Origin of the sequence: Vibrio sp. T9 (assembly GCF_003123985.1) — a bacterium.
In the GTDB taxonomy this organism is placed as follows: domain Bacteria; phylum Pseudomonadota; class Gammaproteobacteria; order Enterobacterales; family Vibrionaceae; genus Vibrio; species Vibrio diabolicus.
Genome location: NZ_NIGY01000003.1, coordinates 193749 through 216019, shown reverse-complemented (window position 1 = coordinate 216019; position 22271 = coordinate 193749). Strand labels below are relative to the sequence as shown.

At 44.5% G+C, this 22271-nt stretch carries 16 protein-coding genes; 10 read left to right on the top strand and 6 right to left on the bottom strand.

Translation table 11 applies throughout. From position 1 onward, the window contains the following. The first annotated feature begins 2 nt into the window (after window positions 1-2). The 3 genes from CBX98_RS07810 (at window position 3) to CBX98_RS07800 (ending at window position 5004) form a co-directional block, all read left to right on the top strand. Entirely contained in the window at window positions 3-3065 is a 3063-nt protein-coding gene (locus CBX98_RS07810; RefSeq protein WP_109168907.1) for an efflux RND transporter permease subunit, read from the top strand. After that, on the top strand, window positions 3062-4564 hold the full coding sequence (locus CBX98_RS07805; RefSeq protein WP_109168906.1) for an efflux transporter outer membrane subunit: 1503 nt from the start codon (window positions 3062-3064) through the stop codon (window positions 4562-4564). The genes CBX98_RS07810 and CBX98_RS07805 overlap by 4 nt, the downstream gene beginning before the upstream one ends. A gap of 185 nt (window positions 4565-4749) precedes the next feature. After that, window positions 4750-5004, top strand: a complete 255-nt coding sequence (locus CBX98_RS07800) for a hypothetical protein (protein ID WP_046875806.1) — start codon at window positions 4750-4752, stop codon at window positions 5002-5004. A 101-nt stretch (window positions 5005-5105) separates the two neighbouring features. On the opposite strand, the gene CBX98_RS07795 is transcribed toward CBX98_RS07800, so the two are convergent. Next, a complete protein-coding gene (locus CBX98_RS07795) occupies window positions 5106-7514 on the bottom strand; it encodes a glycoside hydrolase family 2 protein (protein ID WP_109169006.1) in 2409 nt (802 codons plus the stop codon). A 304-nt stretch (window positions 7515-7818) separates the two neighbouring features. Between CBX98_RS07795 and CBX98_RS07790 the strand changes: the two genes are divergently transcribed. Beyond that, window positions 7819-9405 (top strand): BCCT family transporter, encoded by a 1587-nt coding sequence (locus tag CBX98_RS07790; protein ID WP_005392697.1) that lies wholly within the window; start codon window positions 7819-7821, stop codon window positions 9403-9405. A gap of 62 nt (window positions 9406-9467) precedes the next feature. Here the strand turns inward: CBX98_RS07790 and CBX98_RS07785 are convergent, their stop codons facing one another. After that, a complete protein-coding gene (locus CBX98_RS07785; RefSeq protein ID WP_109168905.1) occupies window positions 9468-10196 on the bottom strand; it encodes a UTRA domain-containing protein in 729 nt (242 codons plus the stop codon). Window positions 10197-10406: 210 nt separating this feature from the next. Between CBX98_RS07785 and CBX98_RS07780 the strand changes: the two genes are divergently transcribed. From CBX98_RS07780 to CBX98_RS07755, 6 genes are read left to right on the top strand one after another with little or no spacing between them, the layout of a single operon-like run. After that, window positions 10407-11474, top strand: coding sequence for an ABC transporter substrate-binding protein (locus CBX98_RS07780; RefSeq protein ID WP_005392695.1), 1068 nt, complete (start codon window positions 10407-10409; stop codon window positions 11472-11474). A 12-nt stretch (window positions 11475-11486) separates the two neighbouring features. Beyond that, window positions 11487-12311: an alkaline phosphatase family protein gene (locus CBX98_RS07775; protein WP_109168904.1), complete on the top strand. Its 825-nt coding sequence runs from the start codon at window positions 11487-11489 to the stop codon at window positions 12309-12311. Then, window positions 12308-13198 carry an ABC transporter permease subunit gene (locus CBX98_RS07770; protein ID WP_109168903.1) on the top strand — a complete coding sequence of 297 codons (891 nt, stop codon included), beginning with the start codon at window positions 12308-12310 and terminating at the stop codon, window positions 13196-13198. The genes CBX98_RS07775 and CBX98_RS07770 overlap by 4 nt, the downstream gene beginning before the upstream one ends. A 2-nt stretch (window positions 13199-13200) precedes the next feature. Further along, on the top strand, window positions 13201-13989 hold the full coding sequence (locus tag CBX98_RS07765; protein ID WP_109168902.1) for an ABC transporter permease: 789 nt from the start codon (window positions 13201-13203) through the stop codon (window positions 13987-13989). After that, the gene (locus tag CBX98_RS07760) at window positions 13986-15005 is read left to right on the top strand and encodes an ABC transporter ATP-binding protein (protein ID WP_109168901.1); all 1020 of its coding nucleotides are present in this window, start codon (window positions 13986-13988) and stop codon (window positions 15003-15005) included. The genes CBX98_RS07765 and CBX98_RS07760 overlap by 4 nt, the downstream gene beginning before the upstream one ends. A 2-nt stretch (window positions 15006-15007) precedes the next feature. Further along, entirely contained in the window at window positions 15008-15667 is a 660-nt protein-coding gene (locus CBX98_RS07755) for an HAD family hydrolase (RefSeq protein WP_109168900.1), read from the top strand. 29 nt (window positions 15668-15696) lie between these two features. Here the strand turns inward: CBX98_RS07755 and CBX98_RS07750 are convergent, their stop codons facing one another. The 4 genes from CBX98_RS07750 to CBX98_RS07730 all read right to left on the bottom strand — a co-directional run bounded on the left by CBX98_RS07750 (window position 15697) and on the right by CBX98_RS07730 (window position 22258). Further along, on the bottom strand, window positions 15697-16515 hold the full coding sequence (locus CBX98_RS07750; protein ID WP_109168899.1) for a hypothetical protein: 819 nt from the start codon (window positions 16513-16515) through the stop codon (window positions 15697-15699). Next, on the bottom strand, window positions 16515-17726 hold the full coding sequence (locus CBX98_RS07745; RefSeq protein ID WP_242446577.1) for a hypothetical protein: 1212 nt from the start codon (window positions 17724-17726) through the stop codon (window positions 16515-16517). Before CBX98_RS07745 ends, CBX98_RS07750 begins: the two co-directional genes overlap by 1 nt. 770 nt (window positions 17727-18496) lie before the next feature. Continuing rightward, entirely contained in the window at window positions 18497-18763 is a 267-nt protein-coding gene (locus tag CBX98_RS07735) for a hypothetical protein (protein ID WP_046873807.1), read from the bottom strand. 342 nt (window positions 18764-19105) lie between these two features. Continuing rightward, window positions 19106-22258 carry an efflux RND transporter permease subunit gene (locus CBX98_RS07730; RefSeq protein WP_109168898.1) on the bottom strand — a complete coding sequence of 1051 codons (3153 nt, stop codon included), beginning with the start codon at window positions 22256-22258 and terminating at the stop codon, window positions 19106-19108. Window positions 22259-22271: the final 13 nt, after the last annotated feature.

Sequence of the window (22271 nt, the reverse complement as noted above, 5' to 3'; positions counted from 1 at the left end):
CCATGATCAATTTAGCTGAATTCGCGATTCGCCAACGTAAGTTCGTTCTGTTCTTTATCGTATTGAGCGTGATCGCTGGCATCTATTCTTACTTCGACTTAGGCAAGTTGGAAGACCCGAGCTTTACGGTAAAAACTGCGGTAGTCGTGACCCTTTATCCGGGTGCATCTGCCGAAGAAGTCGAACACCAAGTCACCGATACCGTGGAAACCAAATTGCAGGAAATGGCGGAGTTAGATCGCTTGCGCTCATTGTCTCGCCCCGGTTTATCTATGGTCTTTGTTGACCTCAAAGAGAGCCTTAATTCCAAAGCACTTCCGCAGGAATGGGACTTATTGAGACGCAAAGTAGACGATGTAAAACTGCAGTTGCCTTCCAGCGCGCAGATCAGCGTAGTGCAAGACGAGTTCTCTGAAGTCTACGGCATGCTTTTCTCTATCCACAGCACAGATGCTGCACCAGAAGAGTTGCGTCGCTACGCCGAAGAGCTGCAACGCCAAATCAAAGCCGTCGACGGCATCAAAAAGATCGAGCTACACGGCGTTCAACCTCGCGTTGTACATATCGATATGCCAGATGAGCGCCTGGCTCAATATGGTTTGTCGATCGCACAAGTTTGGAACCAACTGAGCACACAAAACAGCACGTTCGAAGCGGGAAAATTCGATGCAGGTACAGAGCGTATTCGTATTGCGCAAACCAGTGAGTTTCAGTCTCTAGAAGACATTCGCAATTTAATCATCAATGGTGGCACCGGAGAGTTTGGCTCGGGATTGATTCGTCTTGGTGACATCGCCGATATCACCATGGGTTATCAAACACCAGCATTGGCAGAAAACCGCTACAACGGAGAGCCCGCTGTCACCTTGGCGGTGAGCCCAGTTCAAGGCATTAACGTGGTGTCACTTGGCGATACGATTCAAGACATCATCGCTAACTACCAAGCAACACTGCCGCTGGGTGTCGACATCTCGACCGTTGCTTATCAACCTGAAGAAGTACAAAAGTCTATCGACGACTTTGTTGGCAACCTGCTTGAAAGTGTCGCGATTGTTTTTGTGGTGTTGTTGGTCTTCATGGGTTTTAAGAGTGCGACCATCGTTGGCGCAAGCTTGCTCCTGACGATTTTGCTCACGCTTGTATACATGAACATCGCCAGCATCGATTTGCACCGTGTCTCGCTAGGTACGTTTATTCTCGCACTGGGCATGTTGGTGGATAACGCCATTGTGATCACCGATATGATGATCGCCAAGCTCAACAAAGGTATCGAGCGAACTCGCGCCGCGATTGATTCCGTCAAAGAAACCGCCGTGCCACTTTTAGGCGCAACTGTCATCGCGATTATGGGCGCAAGCCCAGTATTGTTCTCCAAAACCGACTCCGCCGAGTTTGCAAGCTCTGTGTTCTACATTGTGGCATCGTCACTGTTGCTTTCATGGATCGTCGCGATGACGTTTACGGTATTAATGGCGTGGATGTTCATCAAGCCAAAAGCTAACAGAGAAGAGACCAAACCGAGCCGTTATAAACAGTTGGTATTCTGGACGGTGGACAACCCGCGTAAAGCATTAGCCGCTTTGGTTCCGTTAATTTTAGTCACCGCCGTGGCAATCCCGTATGTGGCCGTGAACTTTATTCCTCAGTCGGATCGTTCAATTGTGTTTCTCGATTACTGGCTACCCAATGGTGCCAAGATTGAACAAACCTCGGCAGACATGCGCAAAGTTGAAGAATGGTTGGTCGCACAACCAGAAGTGGAAAGTATCTCTAGCTATGTCGGCACCAGTGCACCTCGCTTCTCGGTAACGGTAGAGCCTGAGCCGCTCGACCCTGCCTACGGCCAGATTCTGATCAACACTAAAGACTACGAGAGCATCAGTCACTTGGTGACGCGTGGTGATGATTGGCTGAAAGAGGCGTTTCCGGATGCCGAACCTCGCTTTCGAGCGCTGAAGCTGGCAACCAAAGATAAGTTCGCGGTTGAGGTGCGTTTTTCTGGTCCGGATGAAACCGTATTACATCAACTAGCGGCAGAAGCGAAAACGATTTTTTCTTCAAACCCTGATGCAAAATACATTCGCGATGATTGGCGCCAAGAAAGCAAAGTGCTCAAGCCGATTCTAAACCAAGACAAAATGCGTCAAGCAGGCATTAACCGCGCCGATGTCGCTTTCGCGCTAAAACGTGCATCAGACGGCATGCCGCTCGGACAAATGAACCTGAATGATGAGTTGATTCCAATTCAGTTACGTGGCACATCGCAAAACATGGCGTCACTAGAAACGCTACCTGTGCGCTCGCTACTTGGCTTTAACAGCGTTCCGCTTGGTCAAGTGGTGGATGGATTCGAACTGGTCACCGAAGAGAGCATGATTTGGCGACGCGACCGCGTGAAAACCATCACGGTTCAAGCGGGTGTGAGCCGAGACTCCACACCAGCGAACGTTAGAAATGCCATTAAAGATCAGGTTGAATCTATCCAACTTCCGGCGGGTTATAGCATGGAATGGGGCGGCGAATATTACGATGAAGACAAAGCGGTCACCGACATCATGAAGCAGCAACCAAAAGCAATGCTGATCATGGTGATCATCCTAGTTGCGATGTTCAACGGCTTTAAGCAGCCAATCATCATCCTCGCAACGCTACCACTGGCAGCATCAGGGGCTGTGTTTGCTCTGCTTGGATTCGATAAACCATTTGGCTTTATGGCGCTGATCGGAGCTATCACACTGACCGGGATGATCATCAAGAATGGCATCGTACTAATGGATCAAATTGAGCTCGAACGCGCAAATGGCATGAGCTTGTCTGACGCCATTAAAGAAGCCACGGTCAACCGTACTATGGCAATTTCTATGGGTGCGTTAACGACCGCGCTCGGCATGATCCCGCTGCTGTCAGATCTGCTGTTTGACCAAATGGCGGCAACCATCATCGGAGGCTTGGCGGCCGCAACCATATTGTCACTGTTTGTCATGCCGGCACTGTATCGCCTTGCTTATAAAGAAAAAGCACCGTCCACACAAACCAACGCTGAGCTAGAGGAGGCGTCATCGTGAAAAAATTCATTCTAACGCCTGTCGTTCTAGCCCTAAGTTTAGCAGGTTGTGCAGTGGGCCCCGACTACCAAGCACCGACCACCAGCATGGCAGAAACCTACTTGAACGCCGAAAATGCAGGGTTGAGTACCGATTCACAACACATTGAGTTTTGGTGGACTAAGTTTCACGATCCGGTGTTGAATCAAATGGTTCAAGACATGCAGAGCCAAAACATTCCGCTGAAAGTGGCGGCCGAGCGGGTGAAAATGGCCAACAACTATAAAACCATGGTGGAGTCATTCAAGGTACCGACAATTAATCTCGGTGCGGGTTACATGAACTATCAGTTCAGTAAAAATGACTCTTCACTCGGTCCGATATTGAATCCACTCAGTGATTCCGTGTCGGGTCTGCCACCTCAAATTGGTAACGTCACCCTAATGGATAATCAACACGATGGCGTATTTGCAGGAGCGAGTATCGCTTGGGAGGCTGATCTGTTTGGGCGTATTGACCGCCAAGCAAACGCGGCACAAATTCGTCTCGAACAAGCTCAGATTTATCAAAGCGGCTTGAACACGGTGATCACGGCGGATTTGATTCACAACTACTTGCAATACCAAGGTGCAAGCGAGCGCCTTGAGTTGGCAAAGTCGAACTTAGAAGATCAACGACGCACACTTGATCTCGTCGAGAAAGTCGTGCGCAGCGGCTACGGTTCTGATCTCGATTTAGCCCAAGCGAAGGCCACACTTGCGGCGATGGAATCGCTCGTTCCGCAGTTAGAAATTGCACAACAAGCGCACAAACATCGTTTAGCAGTATTGCTTGGTGAGCCGCTAACGCAAGTCGAAATCCGTCTGTCTAAGCAGCATAGTGTACCTGTCATGCAAGACATGGTGCCGGTCGGTTTACCTTCCGATCTGTTGAAACGTCGTACCGATATCCGCTTAGCAGAGCGCGAAATGGCCGCGCTCAATGAAGAGTTAGCAGCAAGTGTTGCTGATCAATATCCGAAGTTCTTTTTGACAGGCGCTCCGGGGTTGTCGGCGTCAAGCTTTGACGATCTCTTCAGTAGCGATTCTTTCGGTTGGATGGGCGCGGCAGGCGTAAGCTGGAACTTGTTCGATGGGGGGCGTGGGGAGGCGATTGAAGCCATCAACCAAGCGCGTTTTGATTCGGCGACATTGTCTTATCAACATACGGTCGAGGCAGCTTTGGCAGAAACCGAATCCACGCTGTTTACTTATGGTCGCAGCCAAGAAAATCAGCGCCGAATCGATGAGGCATTGAAAGCCACCAATAACGCCGTCAACAAAGCCAAGTCACTGTACCACGCTGGCTTGATTGATCACTTATCGGTTTTAGATGCGCAACGTCAGCAACGCATGATGCAAGATCAGCGAGTCGCGGCAAAGTTACAAACCGCACACGCTACGATTGCGCTCTACAAATCGCTTGGTGGTGATTGGACGATACAACCAGAAGCACAACCCCAAACGAATGCCAAAGGTTAGGTTTCTTACAAGCCTCACACCTTTGCGTCATAACGGATACCGTTAAATCGGTTAAAAAGAGGCCACTTAGATGGCCTCTTAGTTTGTGAGGCAAATATTTCTACCACCTATACCCTCTCTCGGTTGTATAATACAGGCTCTGAAATATTTTGTTACGTTACCTAGGTAACACCTGAGATTACAACATGAACAACAGCAGATGGGTCGGCTTTATAGGCGGCACGATTGTCTTACTTAGTACCTTTATCCTCTTCGGATCTTCCGTCCACGCTGCTTGGTACCGAATCCCTGCGGAAGCCATTCATGGTATCGCCTTCACTCTGGCTTTTGGTTTAGGGTTAAACAGCCTACTGGCGTACGCTACGGCAATGCTTACTCTCGCAGCGCTATTCTACATAGGTTTTGTTGTTGGCTACCGTATTCATCAGAAACTTAAATAACCTTCTGTCTCAACCTGAGCTTAATAACGGATACTTGATAACTAAAAAGGGAGCAAAGGCCCCCTTCTCAGATATCAGCATATAGATGTTCTATGCCCGTTTTAATCATTAAGGTGGTATACCCTCAACGACTGTTGCATGCCTAAAACATCATCACCTAAATACTCTACCGTCATTGGAACGTTGGCCAATAGAGTAAAACTGGAGTCACTGAACCTTCCATCAACATCACTCTCCAAATGAACAAAAAACGCAGGCTTATCCGCAACCAATGTAATTTGGCTACCCTCAATCGAGACATCAATATTGGCTTTCGCTATCGGCAAGGTTTTTAGCTCGTGAGTACTAAACCATGTGTTGCTTATTCTGTCTTCACCGATTTGCGCTTCAACATAGAAGAAGCCTGACGTAAGTTCATCCTTCTCGATCAATTCATCCAACTGCCACAAAATCGTATTGCTGTCTGCTATGACTGTTTGTTCTAAGCTCCAACATTGCTTTTCTTCCCCTTGCCAATCTACCCACTTAAGCAGTGCGTTGACGCTTGCGGGCTCTTTGGCATCATTGAGCAAATGCAGGCTCAACTTGCCTGTATGCTCGGAAAATACCAAATACTGCGGCGCAAAAAAGCGTTTTGCATGGTAGTGCAACTGCTTCCAACGACCACTGTATTCCAAGCTAGACCAAGAACTGACAGGCCAGTTGTCGTTGAGTTGCCAATACAGCATACCGCGACAAACTGGAGAAATGGCGCGCCAATGATCGCACGCAGTTTTGATCGCGATTGCCTGCTGAACTTGGCTTAAATACAGCATGCTCTCGAATCCAGAGGGAAAACGAAAATAACGCGTGAACATCTCTGTGATGATACTGTTACCACGAGGATTCTTCTGATGTTGTTCAAAGGTTAGGGACGTGATATTCCAATCTTGCTCCGGGACAAACTGCTTAACTTCTGCAAAAGACGGCCAAGATTGAAAACCAAACTCAGAGCAAAAACGAGGATTCACGTCAAGGTAGGCATTGAATGATTTTCCTGAGTGCCAAACGTCCCAAAAGTGCATATCGCCTTTACTATCATCATGCCACGCGTCACCGAAATCCAGTTCACCATTACACGGGGAACTTGGCCAGAAACGACGAGCGCTATCGTGCTCAGTAGTCACCTGCTCAATCATGCGGTTGAGGCGATCGTAGTTAACCGTGTATTTGACTTTGTTGTGCTTGGATTCTTCATACCAACCAATGGCACCAATCACTTCATTGTCACCACACCAAAGTGCTATTGATGGGTGCTCTTTAAGCCTAGGGATTTGGTATCGAAGCTCATCTTCGACCTCTTTTAAGAAGTCATTATCAGATGGGTACAGTGAACATGCGAACATCATGTCTTGCCACACCAACAAGCCAAGTTCATCACAAAGGTTATAAAAGGTTTCACTCTCATACTGACCACCGCCCCACACACGTATCATATTCATGTTGGCGTCAACCGCACTTTGCAAAAGGTTGCGATAACGTGTTTCGCACTCTCGCCCCGGCATTGCGTCAACAGGGATCCAGTTGGCGCCTTTGGCATTAATTGGTACGCCATTGACGATAAATTCCATCGCAGAGCCATGTTCATCAGCTTGGTTATTTAGGGTTAACTGACGCAAACCAACGTTGCGCGTTAACTTTTGCTCTCTGCAAGAAATGGTAATGGGGTAAAGATAAGCTTCGCCATAACCCGATGGCCACCAGCGTTGAGGGTCCGAAATGTGGAACTGGCAATGATAGTGACCACTTCCTTTTGTTTGAATGCATTGACGCTCACCATTAAATTCAACAATCAGTTCATGGCGTTGACTGTCCGTTTCCACTTCAACTAATACATCAAGAAACACACTCTCATCGGCTTGCCATTGCTGCTCTGTCGAAAAGCCTTTGAGCCAAAGCTCATTCACAATGTCGATTTGAATGGGGTCGTAAATACCCGATACCATCAAGCAAATGCCCCAGTCCCATCCGGAATGACATTGCGTTTTTCGGATCAAATTCATGTGCGGAATTTGATTATTTCCCATTGCGGAAGGGATTGGGAAAGGCAATTTTTTAGCACGTTCCACACCTTCTATATCGACTCTTGCGAATTGAACAAGAACAGTATTTATGCCCTGTTTTAAATAAGGTTTGATATCAACTCGTTGTTGAGTAAACATGTTGCTGCAAGTTAGTGCTAACTCACCATTAATATAGAAGGTTGCCAAGGTATCGACACGAGTTAGCGTCATCCAAACTTGCTTGGCAGACAACGTAAACGCGTCGACTTCAAACTCACGCGAGATATGCCACTCACACTCTTCAATCCAACGAACTTTGTTTTCATTATCGGCAAAATAAGGATCCGGAATGCGCTCTGCTTGTAAAAGCGCCGAAATATTATCGCCCGGAATAGACATTGGAATTTCAATATCGGGACGCTGTGGCGAGGTAAGCAACCACTGTCCATTAAGTTCGAAATGAGCCATTGAGTAAACCTCAGTTTGGAGAAGAAACATGTTTGCTCAATGTAATCCTGAGTAATCCATGCAAAAACAAGGGAAATGTTATTTACATACGAAATGCGGTGCACTTCACGTAAAAACACTTTCCTTTGATCTCTACCCAAAAATCAGCAACTTGGCTAACCTGTTAAAAATTAATCGAAATCTAAGGTTATATTTGCGACTTCGACATGTTAACATCATCGGCTTTTTGAACATCCTCACACTTTTCGTCGAAACGATGTGAGGGGAAATGCACGGCTTCATAGCCCTAAAAAGCGAAGTAATTATGTCAAATATGACGAATGCCGCCTCCCACACAGCGCCTATTCAGGATGCTGACTATTCTGCTATTCATCCCCCATCTCTGCTCAAGCGCCTCGAACTCACCAATCCTGTCTTTTGGTTAAGTGGTAGCTTCCTCACTCTATTCGTTTTACTTGCCCTAACGAATACCGACTCTCTAACCGCAATGGTTAACACCGGCTTCGGCTTTGCTACTAAATATTTCGGAGCTTACTGGCAAGTACTGCTTCTTCTGAATTTCCTTATTGGTTTGGCTCTTGCGTTTGGTCGCACTGGTTATGTGCGTCTAGGTGGTCTAGCGAAACCTGATATTGATAACTTTAAGTGGTTGTCAATTGTACTCTGTACCCTACTTGCAGGTGGTGGTGTGTTCTGGGCCGCTGCTGAGCCTATCGCGCACTTTGTGACTGCCCCACCTTTATACGGTGAAGCTTCACCGAAAACTGCCGCAATCAATGCTCTATCTCAGTCTTTTATGCACTGGGGCTTCTTAGCTTGGGCGATCCTTGGTGGTCTATCTTCCATTGTCTTAATGCACTTGCATTACGATAAAGGCCTGCCTCTTAAGCCGCGTACTCTGCTTTACCCTGTGTTTGGCGATAAAGCCATTAAAGGCTGGATTGGTGATGTTGCTGACGCATGTAGCATTATTGCCGTAGCAGCAGGAACAATCGGCCCTATCGGCTTCTTAGGTTTACAAATTAGCTACGCGCTAAACTCATTGTTTGGCCTGCCAGATACGTTCGTAACGCAAAGCATGGTTATCATGGCAGCGATCCTGATGTATACCCTTTCCGCACTAAGCGGTTTGAGCAAAGGTATTCAAATCGTCAGTCGTTACAACATTATTTTGTCTGTGCTGTTAATTGGTTACATCCTGTTCTTTGGACCGACAAGCTTTATTGTTGATGGCTACGTACAAGGCGTTGGTCGCATGGTAGATAACTTCTTCCCAATGGCGCTTTACCGTGGTGATACGGGCTGGCTAAGCTGGTGGACAGTATTCTTCTGGGGTTGGTTTATCGGTTATGGCCCAATGATGGCGATCTTTATTGCTCGTATCTCTCGTGGTCGTACAATTCGCCAACTGATTATGTCTATTAGTATCGCCGCACCGCTGATTACTTGCTTCTGGTTTAGTATCGTTGGTGGCAGTGGCCTTGCGTTTGAACTTGATAACCCTGGCTTGATTTCATCTGCGTTTGAAGGCTTTAACTTGCCTGCAGCACTGCTAGCGATTACCGGTGAATTACCTTACCCAATGATCATTTCGGTTCTGTTCCTGATCTTAACGACAACATTTATCGTGACGACAGGTGACTCGATGACTTACACAATCAGTGTGGTAATGACGGGCTCTACGGAACCAAACGCAGTGATTCGCTCATTCTGGGGCTTGATGATGGGTATTGTCGCTATTGCGCTTATCTCAATGGGCTCTGGTGGTATTTCTGCATTGCAGTCTTTCATTGTAATTACCGCCGTACCTGTGTCTTTCATTTTGCTGCCAAGCATTTGGAAAGCGCCTGGCATAGCAAGTAAAATGGCAAAAGAGCAAGGCCTCGTTTAAACCGCCTCTCTAACCAATATGCGAAAAAGAGCCCTTTATTGGGCTCTTTTTAATTCTGCGCTTTATCCTACGCTATCAATGCGAATCATCACTGCATCTGGACGCCAATACTCGAATTCGCAGTCCATTAATTTGCCATCTTGTTTGTAGTTTACTCGACGAATTTTCAGGACGGGTTGTCCTTCAGCTAGGTTCAACGCCTTAGCGACATGAGCAGGCGCTGACGTTGGAATCACATCAAAACGAGAGCGCTTTGTCTCGTAGCCATACTTCTCACGATAAATACCTGTCAGTGACATGGTGAGGTTCTCGGACAATATACCTTCAAACAGTGCTGCTTTGAGTATATTTTCAACAAACAATACCGCTCGCCCATCAATAAAACGTAACCGTTCAATCACATAAATTGGGGTAATTCGCTCAACCTCTAACGATTTTGCATACTCACCTGCGGCCATTTCACTTCGCACGTTGAGTAACTTGGTTTCTGCAATACGATGCTGCTCTCGAATCATTTGATGGAAGTGAGAACGAGACAACGGGTTGTAACAGATACGCTCCGGAGATACGTACCAGCCACGACGCTCTTCTCGGTAAATCAGGCCTTCGGTTTCCAAAGACACCAACGCATCTTTGATAGTGATTCGAGTCGTAGAAAATAGTTCACTGAGCTCTCTTTCTGATGGCAATTTTTGTCCTTCCGACATGATGCCGGAAAGAATCTGCTGCTTTAATCTGCTTCTAATTTTTCCTAATTGGGTACCAAATTGTCCGGTGCCTGTCGCTCTCATTCTGATCTAGTCCAACGATAATTTGATGAACAACATAAGGCGTGTAAGTAACAAAAATATGACATTAATCAACAGAACACATATTGAGCGTATGAAATATAAGTGCCATAGAAATTAATAAAAACTGTCAAATTACTTGCTCTAAATCGTCACATTCCATCCATAGCATACAAAGCGAACTTACTGACCTAGTCCAGAAGGATGGAGACAATGAAAACTTTGCTAAGTCGTTCAATTACTGCACCAGCGGCAATCATCGCGGTAACGCTTGCAGCACCAACAGTAGCGAAAGAAGCCGATATTGAGTCATTGGTTACCGCAGCACAAAAAGAAGGGGCGGTTTACAGTGTAGGTATGCCTGACAGTTGGGCGAACTGGAAAGACACTTGGGCTGATTTAAAGTCAAACTACAACCTTAAGCACCAAGACACGGATATGAGCTCGGCTCAAGAAATCGCAAAATTCGAAGCTGAGAAGAAAAACGCGACCGCAGACATTGGTGACGTAGGCTTTGCCTTCGCACGTGTAGCGGTTAAAAAAGGCGTCACTCAGCCATACAAACCAACAACTTGGAATGACATTCCAGATTGGGCAAAAGACGAAGATGGTCATTGGGCACTTGCTTACACTGGCACTATTTCTTTTATCTCCAACAATAACCTCGTAAAAGACGCGCCAAAAACGTGGGATGACCTATTAAAAGGCGACTACAAAGTGACCGTAGGTGACGTAGGCGTAGCAGCGCAGGCAAACAACGCGGTTCTCGCCGCAGCGTTCGCCAACGGTGGGGACGAATCCAACCTCAAGCCTGCGCTCAAATTCTTTTCTGAACTCGCGAAGCAAGGTCGTCTTTCATTTACCGATCCGAACATCGCCAACCTAGAAAAAGGCGAAGTGGAAGTGGCGATCATGTGGGACTTCAATGCGTTGAACTACCGCGACAAAATTGACCGCGACCGCTTTACAGTGAGCATTCCTCAAGATGGCTCTGTGATTTCTGGTTATACAACCATAATCAATAAATACGCGAAGAACCCTAATGCAGCAAAGCTTGCTCGTGAGTACATCTTCAGCGATCAAGGGCAAATCAACTTAGCAGAAGGTTATGCGCGTCCAATCCGCACCAACATCACACTGCCTCAAGCAGTGCAAGACAAGCTAATAGCTAACGACCAATACAGCAATGTTCACCCAGTGACTGACTTCTCAGCTTGGGAAAAGTCCGCACGTAAGCTGCCGCGTCAATGGCAAGAAAGTGTCTTAATCCACCAGCAATAAGAGTAAGTCGTTATGAGCAATAAGGTCATCCTTGTTGTTCTAGATGGACTGAACTATCAGGTAGCCCGTGATTGCATGGGCTACCTCAATGGTCTTCTAGAACAAAGTCGTTCCCAACAAGAAACTCGCGCAACGCTTTATCCTGTGCAGTGTGAGCTGCCTTCAATGTCTCGCCCACTTTATGAGTGCATTTTAACGGGCGTTCGCCCTGTAGAAAGCGGCATCGTAAACAACAATATCGTTCGTCTATCCAAACACGATTCCATTTTCAGTTTGGCAAAAGCCCAAGGCAAAGTGACCGCTGCGGCTGCCTACCACTGGGTAAGTGAGCTTTATAATCGCGCGCCATTTGAACCTGTTCGCGATCGTTTCACGCATGATGAAACCATGAATATCCAGCACGGCTGCTTTTACCATTGGGATCATTATCCTGATGAAGCCTTGTTCCTGGACGCAGAGTATTTGCGTCGAAACTATCAACCTGATTTCTTACTGATCCATCCGATGAATATCGACGATACAGGACATAAATTTGGCCTAGACTCTCGCCAATACCGCAATTGTGCGCGAGGTGCAGACATTATTCTTTCCAACTACATCGATCAATGGCTTGCTGATGGGTATCAAATCATTGTGACCAGCGATCATGGCATGAACAACGATCTTTCTCACGGTGGGATTTTACCTGAAGAGCGAGAAGTTCCCCTGTTTGTCATTGGTGATAAGTTTACCCATCAAGATTGTCATATTAAGCAAACTGATATTTGTGGCACCGTTTGTCAATTGCTAAACCTTGACCACACGAAGCCATACACTCAGGAATTGTTAGCACTATGAGCAGTTCTGTCCTCTCCCCAAGCTCTAGCGAATCACGCTCAAATTTGGCAAGTACTTGGTTAAAGCGCTTTAAGCCAGCCGTTTGGTTGGCGCCTTTCGCGCTGTTTTTCTACCTATTTCAACTTGCACCGATGATTTGGGTATTGTTAAACAGCTTTATCTACGATGACGAGCTTGCCTTAGATAACTACATTGAAGTGCTCAACTCCGCCTTTATGATGCAGGCGTTTAGCAACAGCTTGTGGTTAGCTGTGTGGTCGAGCATTTTTGGCTTAGCCATTGCGACTTTGTTGGTCTCTTCTCTACGCAGAGTCGATTCTAAAGTCCGCGACGGTGTAATTGCGTTTACGAACATGAGCAGCAACTTTGCAGGCGTACCTCTGTCATTCGCTTTTATTATTATTTTAGGCACCAACGGGGCAATTACCCTTTTGCTCAAGCAGTATGGCTTACTCGGTGATTTCGACCTTTATGGTAAATGGGGCCTGCTGGCCATTTACATCTACTTCCAAATCCCGCTGGCGGTGTTGTTGATCTACCCTGCGTTCGACGCGTTGAGTGATGATTGGCAAGCAGCTGCTGCGCTACTGGGAGCCAAAACATCGCAGTATTGGACGAAAATCGCGCTGCCAGTGCTCTCACCAGCCTTATTCGGTACCTTTATTATCTTAATAGCCAACGCAATCGGCGCATATGCGAGTGTTTATGCGTTGACCTCCGGTAACTATAACGTCATCACAATTCGAATTGCGAGTCTGGTATCGGGAGACCTGTTCCTTGAACCTAATCTCGCCGCTGCAATTTCGGTGATTCTAATGGCGTTACTTGCCTTTATCACAGTGATTAACCAATGGCTCATTTCGAAAAGCTATGCAGGTAGGAAGTAGTCATGAACAACGTTAATACTCGATTCCATAAAACAGTGGTTTATTCCATTGTTGGGATCATGCTCATCCCTATTTTAGCGACCTTTGTCTATTCGCTTTCATCACGCTGGGGCGCCACGGTGCTTCCGGATGGTTTCACTTTTGATTGGTACGTTAAATTGCTGACCGACCCACGTTTTTTGCAAGCATTTGGGCGTTCGCTGTATATTTGTATTGCTTCGCTAACCCTCAGTGTGCTTCTGGTTCTGCCAGCGATATTCGTGGTGTTTTACTACTTCCCGAAGCTCGATAAGCTCATGAACGTACTAATTTTGCTACCATTCGCTGTACCACCAGTGGTGTCATCCGTCGGCTTGCTTCAACTTTATGCTGACAGTGAAATATCTCTTATCGGTACCCCTTGGATTTTAATAGGCACTTACTTAACTATCGCGTTACCGTTCATGTATCGTGCGATTTCCAATAGCTTCGAAGCAATTAACCTCAATGATTTAATGGACGCGGCACACTTACTAGGGGCAAGCACAACCAAAGCGTTCTTGATGGTCATTTTACCTAACCTCAAGAAAGGGCTGATGGCATCGCTTTTCCTTTCATTTTCATTTCTATTGGGAGAGTTTGTGTTCGCCAATATTTTAGTCGGCACACGTTATGAAACCCTGCAAATCTACTTGTATAACATGCGTCAGACAAGCGGCCACTTTACGTCAGCCTTAGTGATGACTTACTTCCTATTTATTTTTTTACTGACTTGGTTAGCAAGTCGTTTCAGCCGAGGAGTCAAACAATGAGCTACGTAACAGCGAAAAATCTGACTAAACGTTTTGGTGATAACACCGTATTTGAGGACATTCACTTTAACATCGAGCAAGGTGAATTCATTACGCTTTTGGGCCCTAGCGGTTGTGGTAAATCGACTCTACTTCGCAGCCTTGCAGGGCTTAACCCTGTCGATGGGGGCGAGATTTGGGTTAACGGAGAAGATATCACGCATCAAGTCCCGCAAGAGCGTGGTATTGGGATGGTCTTTCAATCGTATGCGCTGTTTCCCAATATGACCGTCGAAGGCAACATTGCATTTGGCTTAAAAATGAAAAAGCTTGCGAATGATGATATTCGACGTGAAGTGGCTAAAGTCATCAAACTGGTGGATCTGGCTGGTAAAGAAAAACACTATCCGCATCAACTTTCTGGCGGTCAGCGCCAGCGTGTCGCACTCGCTCGAGCGTTGGTGGTGAAACCTCGCATATTATTGCTTGATGAACCACTTTCTGCGCTTGATGCCAAAATCCGCAAACATCTTCGTCAGCAAATCCGAGATATTCAGAAAGAAATGAATCTCACCACTATCTTCGTAACTCATGACCAAGAAGAGGCGATGATTATGTCTGATCGTATCTTCCTAATGAGTAAAGGGGAAATTGTTCAAGCAGGAACACCTGAAGAAATTTATACTCATCCTGCTAACGAGTTTGTGGCCGGTTTCATGGGGCACTACAACCTTGTAGAGGCCAATAAAGCCAAGCAACTCTTCAATATTGATACCGAATGGAAAGTAGCGATTCGCCCAGAGTCTATATATGTAAAAGAGCAAGGTCGTCAATATGATAGCCACATCTCAGCGCCACAAGTAGGTACGATCACCAACCACCAGCTTCTAGGTAATATTATTCGCTATCAAGTGAACGTTGAAGAGTGTGAGCTCACTGTTGACTTACTTAACCGCTCTTCAGAACGCTTACTAGCGAATGGCAGCCAACTAGAGCTACTCTTTAACCTAAACGAAATACAACCAGTGAGAGCCTAAACATGTCCAAACCTTTGTATGTTTTTGATATGGATGAAACCCTAATAAACGCTGACTGCGCAATGATTTGGAACGAGTTTATGGTTGAGAGAGGCATCGCGACTGATCCTTTATTTATTAAGGAAGATCAGCGTCTAATGGCCTTGTACTCTGAAGGCAAAATGGACATGGAAGATTACCTAGCGTTCTCCATGAAGCCACTAGAAAACATGCCGATTGAAGAAGTAAACGCCTTGGTTGAAGAATGTGTTGAAAGCCATATTCTGGCTAAACAGTTTCCTCAAGCCAAAACTCTGATTGAGCAACTGTCTCGTGATGGTATAGATATGGTTATCATCTCTGCCAGCGTCACTTTTTTGGTGGAAGCCGTTGGTCGCCGTCTTAATATTCCAACCGTACTCGGAATTGATTTAATTGAGAAAGACAACTGTTATACCGCTGAAATCGACGGTGTCCCTAGTTATCGTGAAGGTAAAGTCACGCGCTTAAAACAGTGGCTAGAAAATCAGCCTGAGCCTTATTCAGAAATCCACTTCTATACCGATTCAATCAACGATTTGCCGCTCTGTGAGTACGCGGACTACGCTTACCTGGTAAATCCATGCCCACGCCTAAAAGAACACGCGAATCGGTCAAACTGGACGCTATTACGTTGGAATTAGCCTTCAGTCTTTATAGAAATAAAGAGCAGCTAACTGCTGCTCTTTGGTTTTATGTTACGTACCTCATTATCAGGAAGCTCTTCATCTAATAACTCTGATATATTTATCGATGATACAATCATATTTTCAGCCTCCTGCGCATTTTCAAGGCATACTTTCATATAGCGATCAGTCCATCCATCATGATGGAACTCTATGCACAGGTAACAATATTCATTAAATAAAAAGCAATAATGATTCTTAAATTTAGATAAACTTTTCTCAGACTCATATTTAATATAATTATTATGTAAGCTTATATTAGGGGGAGTTACCAATATATCTGAAACCCTAGTATTAATAAGTTCATTTCTTAACTCTTCATTACCTACAACCACCTCTTCGGTGTAATGCTTATATATAGATTTTGCTTTATACTTATTGTAACCTCTACCCGTTTTAGGATCATGCTCTTCGGCATTGTAAAAATCATTATATCGAAAGAAAATATCATCTCGTATATCATATAGTGATTTTTTAATATTTGAGCTCTTAACATATGGAATCAAGCTAAGCTTCATTGTTAACTGTCCATAATAATCGTATGTTCCAGGATATGGAATTATCGTGTGGTAAGGCCACTCTAAGCGCCCAACCAAAAAAAACTGATTATGGTAATCATTCCTAACATTACTTTCTAAGAAATCACGCGTAATCTCTGAGTCCTCTTCAGCTCTATGTGATTCGTACCCCCCTCCAGGCACGGTCAAATCACAAACGAGGCTCCCAAACCTATAGATTCTGTGGCTAGGTTTAGATAATTTCGCTCCTGATCGAAATTTTAATTTTAGAAGAGACATAATACTCATTAATGCTTACCAATTTTCGCATATTTACCTATCACCCTAGCCTTTTGCCGGGCACCAGACTCTCTCAGCTGTTTTTCATAAGTATTTAACCCAAGATAAGGTAATGAATGAGGGCTGCCACCTATGGTTTTGGACAAAAAACAAGCCCAAATAAAAACAGGACTCAAGCTCAAGTTCATTTTGGTTATGCTTGTTACACCATTTAACCCGATTACGTTAGGTACAAAGTCTGCAGGGTTAGCTCTAAGTGGCTGAACTTTCATACCTAAACGCTTTGCTTTCATTGATAAAATACCATAATTACCACCAGGGCTATGCACTGCCAATTCATGTCCATCTAATCTTAGTTCAGGCCTTAGACTTTTTACTTCCTCAATCGCAGAGCGAAATATAATAGCTCCTTGACTATGAACAGTCCATTTTACTCGACGACGCTCACTGTGTGTTTTAATAATTAAAGAAGCAAGTTGCTTCGCATTTCTACTTTTAAATATACGAGTTTGATCAAAGATACACTCTGCCAAATCAAAAACCCCTCCATCTGTAGGGTTATGAAACAAATTATACCTAACTATATTATCTTTCCTATATGCGACGTCAGTATGAACACCCATTAACTTTGATGCTGTATCATAATCGTTATTCATACCATTTATAGTAACGTGTTCACAGTTAATCTTCGGAATGATATTGGCACCTTTCCCATCCCAACTATTCAATGCAGACTGAATATCTTCATTAGTATTTTTATCTTCTGAGTAGCGGGATTTTGTTTCTTTTCTTACATCGTACAACATAGTTCTTTGTTTTTTTGACTCTAACTTTGAACCATGGAGATTACTATCTAGCATAATCTCTTCAATGACTACAGAACCACTGTCAGATATACGATAAAGAATTAAAAAATGATAAGTTCTAAAAGGGTCAATATTCCTTGCCAAACGCCAAAAAGGATTTCTGCTATGCTTAGTTAGACTCGCCCTTTTAGGATTATCTATAATTTTATAAATGTCTTTTATCACATTCTTGCGATCAAAGTCTGTCATTGCTTGAATAACTAAAATCGCCTGCCTTGTAATCTTAACATCTCTCTTATCTAATATTCTAGGATCAATATCGAACTGACCTAAAAAGTTGCTAAATCTATTCAATACAACAACATCTCTAGCATTACTCTCTGTTGGCTTTTGGTTAAGTATTTCCCAAGTCATATTAGGCTCCAAACTTAAAATAAGGCCAACATTACTCAATATATATTCTAATCTAAAGAGCAATTTTATTATTTTAGAGGAAAGCGGTAAAAGCATGTAACTTATTATTACCACAGTTACACAAAGGATAAAAAAACAATCTTATAATTTGAATCTCCATGTGAGCGACTTTCTCGTTCCAAGAAGTACAATGCAAAATTCAAACTAACGAAAATCAAAGATACTTACACACCAGTAACAGTCCTGCCTAACCTATGCCGGGTTGCTAAAAATTATGAATATTTAGTAGTGTGATATGACAAGATTTATATAACCAAAACGAATAAAGAAAGGATCATCTATATCTAATGATGCATTCAAATTCGACAGTCAAGCATTCCAGGAACAATAGAACAACATATTCACAATCCAGACTAACGATAATGAAAACATTGATTGAAGAATTAACATTTTAACAATCATTGCAACAATGTTAACTTTAGCTCCGTTGGTCGCGCTGGTGGTAAGCCTCTCACCAAGCCTATTGTCAGTTTTATATGGACGTTCGACCACCTCCAAAATGAATAGACACCCAATTTGGTGCCCTTTATTACGCCCGCAGAGGAAATTCTTTGCGGGCTTTTTTCTTCCTGCTTTATTGGTCTGGCAGTAAAAACAAAAAAGCCAGTCTTAAAAGGCTGGCAAGTAGAGCAACAAGGTCAGTGCTTACTGCTAACTAGCACTGAACTCGTATTGGATTCATTTTCGTCTGTTAGTCTCTTTATCGGCGGTTATGACTTGCTTGCTTTCTCTTTGTGGCACGTTACCTTTACTAACTGTTCTTGCTCATCTTTAATGTTTTTCACGATACGCTCATCGCGTGCGTGGATGGCATCCATATTCATTTGCTGAATATCTGCTACAGCTTCATGCTTCATTTCAGAAAAGTCCTGACGTAAATCTGAGCTCCACTCCTCTTTGTCTAAAGTGTTAGCAGCAGCGATTGGTGATGACATTACAACAATAAGACTTAGAGTAGATAGAAATACGCTTTTCATAATAAGCTCCTTGAGGATTAGCAGTTCGTTTTAGTTACAATTTATATATTGCACATACGATGCCAACTTTTATTTTGTTATTTTTCAATGACTTAACAAAGCCCATATATTCATCATTATCTCCATCTGGTAAATTTCGCTAACCAAGTGTTAAATTAACCAAGGAAATCAAACACGCAAAAGGCATTCATAAAAAGAATAACTTATCAGGAGATTTTCTCGCTGTTCTTTCATCGAATAAATTACGTAACAACCCACTCTAGAACTGCTTTGAATCAAAATACAGAAATAAAAAAGCAGCCCGAAGGCTGCTCCTAATCGTTAACATCAAGCTTGTTAACTCTATGTATTTACTTCAACGCTCGACGTCACTGGCGACTTTCTGAAACGATTGATAAAGCGATGAATAAACCCCTTAATCGATCTGAAAATATTTTTAATATCTTCAAGCATTAAATACAAACAAGGCACCAGCACTAAAGTCAGAACCGTTGCGTACAACACCGCAAAGCCCAAAGCTACAGCCATTGGTATGACAAAACGCGCCTGCAAGCTCGTTTCAAACATAATCGGCAATACACCCGCAAACGTCGTTATGGAGGTGAGCGTGATCGCTCGAAAGCGTGCACAGCCCGCTTCAACCACCGCTTGTTTGATGTTCATACCCTTTTCTCTCACTTGGTTTACGTAATCTGTCATAACTAGAGAGTCGTTGATAACCACGCCAGCAGCGGCGATCAAACCAAATGTCGACATCATACTGATATCCAAACCTAGCCAGAAGTGGCCCCAAATCGCCCCCGTCAGACTAAATGGAATGACTGACATTACAATCAAAGGTTGGGTGTAACTTTTTAACGGTACGGCTAACAAGATGTAGACGATGATCATGCCTGCAATAAAGAACAGAATCTGTTCATTACGCTGCGCTGCTTGCTCTTCAATATCACCACCCAATTCCGTTTTCACACTCGGGAAGACTTGCTTCATTTCCGGTAAGATATTGTCGTCGATGACCTTCACGACTTCTTGAGGTTCAACCAATTCTTCGTCTATCGAACCATAGACATAAACGGTTTGATACCCGCCTTCACGTCGAATGCTACTCACGCCCGGCTGCTCGTTGATCTTCACCACATCACCCAGCATGACCTTCTTACCTGCTGGCGTGGTAATCACAGCGTAACGTAATGATGAAAATGCTTCACGTGTCAGTTGCGGGTAACGCACCATAACTTTGATTTCTTCACCATCACGAATAAGACGCTGTGCTTCACCACCGTAGAAGCTGCCACCCACTTGCTCTGCGATCATGGTGAGATCCAGTCCGAGATCGTACGCTACAGGCGCAAGAGAGAGGAGTACTTCTTTGCTTCCTGAATCAATAGAAGATGAAATATCGTATAACCCTTCTTCCTGCTGTAAACGCTCTATCAAGTAACGCCCAGCCTCGTTCAATTCATTAATATTAGAACCAAACAGCAAGTAACCAAACTCATCTCTGTCACCGCCACCCGCGCTCTGCTCGCGGATTTTGATGCTCTTCATTCCAGGAATAACTGGCATAGCTTCACGCCAACGTCGAGCAAGTTCAAATGTATTGAACGGGCGCAATTCCTCATCAACCAATGGCACCAAAACACGGCCTTCGGTACGACTTCTGTTGTATGAAAGCACATCACGAATCATACCTTGACCATGTTCTGCGATGGTCTCTGATTCAATTTTTTGCATCACACGTTCGATGGTCTTAAGAGCACTGATTGTTTGCTCACTTGAAACGGTATCGTTCATTTCAATAGTGATCGCAGGATAATCAGTAGGCACTTTAGGGTTAGGGATCACCCGAACATAATTCGCGTTGACCAAAGCCGCACTGATCAGCAGTAAACCGCAAAACACAGCAAACACGGTCCAGCGCCAATGCGTACATGTCGTTACAAAGTTACGATACGTACCGTTTACAAAGCCAAAAAAACGTTGGTTAAATCGGTCACGCCAGCCACCAGGTTTAACTGGCTTAAAGTGGGTATGTGCGAGGTGAGCAGGAAGGATTAACTTTGATTCAATCAAACTGAAGATCAAACAAAGAATCACAACACCCGCGATACCATAGAAGAAAGCACTATCAATACCGCTAGACAACAAGAAAGGGGCAAACACGGCAATTGTGGTTAAAACGCCAAAAGTAGCTGGCGTGGCAACACGTTTGACACCGCGAACCACATTTTCGACGCCACCGCCTTTTTCTTCAATTTCGCTGTAGGCGCTCTCTCCCATCACGATGGCGTCATCGACCACAATACCGAGCACCATAATGAAGGCAAAAAGAGATACGATGTTTACCGTGATCCCTAATGCAGGCATCATCATCACCGCGCCAAGAAAACACACTGGCAGCCCAATCATTACCCACATTGCCAAGCGAAAGCGCAAGAAAATTGTCAGCATAATCGCCACTAGAGCAGCGCCTTGCAGCAAATTTTTCAACATCATGTCGAGACGACCGTTTAAATAATAGGTCGTATCCACTAAGACTTTGAGCTTAACGTCCTGCGGCAATGTCTTGTTTTTTGCTTCGATATAATTACGAACAGACTCGGCAACAGGGATAATGTTCTGATCACGAGTCGCTTCAACAGACATGTAGATCGCATTTTGCCCTGAGTATTCAAAGTAGCGCTCTTCTTCCGTAAAGCCATCTTTGATCGTGGCGATATCTTGCAGTAAAACCTTCGCACCATTTGCGCCAAGCTTTACAGGAATATTCCTAAATTCATCACCACGGTAGTACTGATTTTCAATCCTTACTGCGATCATCCCTGAGTTTGTTTTGACTTCGCCCGCAGAAAAGTTGGCAGAATAACGACTGATCGCGCTGCTGATATCGCTCAACGTCAAATCGTATTTACGAAGAACGAGTGGATCAACTTCAATCGCTATCTCTTCCTCTGGTGCACTCAAATACACCAACATGACATTTTTGAGTTGAAGTAATTCATCCTCGACTTGCTTAGCAATGGGTTTGAGCTCTTCAAGCGGTCGGTCCCCAACTAACCCCATTTCTATCACATCTTGACGCCACTCAACTTGGTAGACATTGATCGGTTCCATACCGGCAGGTAAGTTGGATAAAGTATCAATGCGTTGATTTACATCATCCAAGACACGCTTGATATCAGCATTAACGTCGACCTCGATAGAGACATACGCGCTACCTCTAGAGGCCGTTGAGACCGTTTTTTTAATCCCGGTGACATCTTTAATCGATTCCTCAACCTTAACGAGAATGCTTTCTTCAATTTCTTGAGGTGAAGCGCCAGGATAAGTCGCACGAACATCAATGTAGTTAACCTCAATATTCGGAAACATCTGCCTTTGAATAAAGAGAAAACTCACCACACCCATGATGATGATGAACACCATCAAAAGGTTGGCAGCGACGGGGTTATTCGCAAAATAGGCAATTAAGCCCTTTTGTTTAGTATCTTCCATGACAAACTCCTAC

Excerpts from the sequence above, each read along its gene's own strand:
- CBX98_RS07810 (WP_109168907.1), top strand. The coding sequence starts at position 3 with ATGATCAATTTAGCTGAATTCGCGATTCGCCAACGTAAGTTCGTTCTG.
- CBX98_RS07775 (WP_109168904.1), top strand. The coding sequence starts at position 11,487 with ATGAGCAATAAGGTCATCCTTGTTGTTCTAGATGGACTGAACTATCAG.
- CBX98_RS07790 (WP_005392697.1), top strand. The coding sequence starts at position 7,819 with ATGTCAAATATGACGAATGCCGCCTCCCACACAGCGCCTATTCAGGAT.
- CBX98_RS07745 (WP_242446577.1), bottom strand. The coding sequence starts at position 17,726 with ATGACTTGGGAAATACTTAACCAAAAGCCAACAGAGAGTAATGCTAGA.
- CBX98_RS07770 (WP_109168903.1), top strand. The coding sequence starts at position 12,308 with ATGAGCAGTTCTGTCCTCTCCCCAAGCTCTAGCGAATCACGCTCAAAT.
- CBX98_RS07755 (WP_109168900.1), top strand. The coding sequence starts at position 15,008 with ATGTCCAAACCTTTGTATGTTTTTGATATGGATGAAACCCTAATAAAC.
- CBX98_RS07765 (WP_109168902.1), top strand. The coding sequence starts at position 13,201 with ATGAACAACGTTAATACTCGATTCCATAAAACAGTGGTTTATTCCATT.
- CBX98_RS07750 (WP_109168899.1), bottom strand. The coding sequence starts at position 16,515 with ATGAGTATTATGTCTCTTCTAAAATTAAAATTTCGATCAGGAGCGAAA.
- CBX98_RS07795 (WP_109169006.1), bottom strand. The coding sequence starts at position 7,514 with ATGGCTCATTTCGAACTTAATGGACAGTGGTTGCTTACCTCGCCACAG.
- CBX98_RS07785 (WP_109168905.1), bottom strand. The coding sequence starts at position 10,196 with ATGAGAGCGACAGGCACCGGACAATTTGGTACCCAATTAGGAAAAATT.
- CBX98_RS07730 (WP_109168898.1), bottom strand. The coding sequence starts at position 22,258 with ATGGAAGATACTAAACAAAAGGGCTTAATTGCCTATTTTGCGAATAAC.
- CBX98_RS07800 (WP_046875806.1), top strand. The coding sequence starts at position 4,750 with ATGAACAACAGCAGATGGGTCGGCTTTATAGGCGGCACGATTGTCTTA.
- CBX98_RS07780 (WP_005392695.1), top strand. The coding sequence starts at position 10,407 with ATGAAAACTTTGCTAAGTCGTTCAATTACTGCACCAGCGGCAATCATC.
- CBX98_RS07760 (WP_109168901.1), top strand. The coding sequence starts at position 13,986 with ATGAGCTACGTAACAGCGAAAAATCTGACTAAACGTTTTGGTGATAAC.
- CBX98_RS07735 (WP_046873807.1), bottom strand. The coding sequence starts at position 18,763 with ATGAAAAGCGTATTTCTATCTACTCTAAGTCTTATTGTTGTAATGTCA.